The sequence below is a fragment of the Alcanivorax sp. HI0044 genome (genome assembly GCF_001634945.1).
The window spans coordinates 1-617 of record NZ_LWEZ01000039.1; the positions used below are offsets into that span (position 1 = coordinate 1).

Here is a 617-nt window from a genome sequence, read left to right on the forward strand (position 1 = left end):
GCACCGTCCGCTCAAACGCACCCGCACCACCTTTACCTATCTGGCCGTTGCCATGATGGGCACGAGCGAAGAAAAGCTGGCCTATCGAAAAGCCGTTAACGGCGCGCACAAGCAGGTCTATTCCACTGACAGCTCCCCGGTAAAATACAATGCCTTCGACCCCGAACTGCAGATGTGGGTTGCCGCCTGCCTGTATTGGGGCTTTGTGGATACCTATCAGAAAGTTAACCGGACGCTGAGCCGCGCAGAGCAGGAAGAGTTCTATCAGTTATCTCACCCGCTGGGCACCACCCTGCAGGTTCGCCAGGACATGTGGCCCCGGGATCTGGATGGCTTTGAGGCGTACTGGCAAAACGGCCTGAAGAACCTGAGCATTGATGACCGTGTGCGTGAATTCCTGATGATCATCGCCGATCTGAAATTCCTCAATCCGGTTAGCCAGTTACTGTTCAGCCGCTTCAACCGGTTTGTCACCACCGGCTTTCTTCCTCAGGAACTGCGCGATCAGATGCAGCTGGAATGGAACGACGACAAGCAGCGCAAGTTTGAACGCTTTGTGCGGATGGCTGGCCGTATCAGCCGCCTCTTTCCTCGCCCTATTCGCCAGGCCGCGTATC

At 56.2% G+C, this 617-nt stretch carries 1 protein-coding gene; it reads left to right on the plus strand.

Annotation, left to right across the window (positions count from 1 at the left end; translation table 11 throughout):
* Positions 1–617, plus strand: a 617-nt coding sequence (locus tag A3730_RS00455; protein ID WP_063537223.1) for an oxygenase MpaB family protein, incomplete at both ends; no start/stop codon positions are given.